At 37.7% G+C, this 432-nt stretch carries 1 protein-coding gene; it reads left to right on the top strand.

Annotated features, from left to right (window positions below; genetic code table 11):
* Positions 1-74 precede the first annotated feature (74 nt).
* Positions 75-380, top strand: coding sequence for a hypothetical protein (locus A3712_RS23375; protein ID WP_063524662.1), 306 nt, complete (start codon positions 75-77; stop codon positions 378-380).
* The last annotated feature ends 52 nt before the right edge of the window (positions 381-432 follow it).

A 432-nucleotide genomic window follows, 5' to 3' on the forward strand; every position in this document is an offset into this window, starting at 1 on the left:
CACACATTTAAAAAAAATACATTCGTCAATAAAGCGCATCAGTACGCTTAAAATAGTATGTTTACAATAAAGAAATGAGTGTTTTATATCACGTAGGTGCTCTACTTAATGTCGGGGCTATCTGGTACACGTTCGATCAGATATTTAGTATTGGTGACAACTTTGAACGACCAACTTGGAAAAGTATGCCAGATACAAAATTTGAGACGCCGATAAGGGAATCATACAGTCTGAGTGATCTAGCGAGTGACATATTCGATATGATTGAGGACTTGATACCACCACCAACGTTCTGGGACAAAGTCGAGTATTTATACGACTCAACAGTTGGGGCGGTTGTTGAAAGCATCGTTTTAAATGTGGCGCTGTTATTCTTATAGAAAAAAGGGCTTACAGTCCTTTTTTCTATAAGAATAACAGCGCCACATTTAA

Source organism: Vibrio sp. HI00D65, from assembly GCF_001635455.1.
GTDB lineage: Bacteria > Pseudomonadota > Gammaproteobacteria > Enterobacterales > Vibrionaceae > Vibrio.

Coding starts and splice junctions, on each gene's coding strand:
- A3712_RS23375 (WP_063524662.1), top strand. CDS start 75: ATGAGTGTTTTATATCACGTAGGTGCTCTACTTAATGTCGGGGCTATC.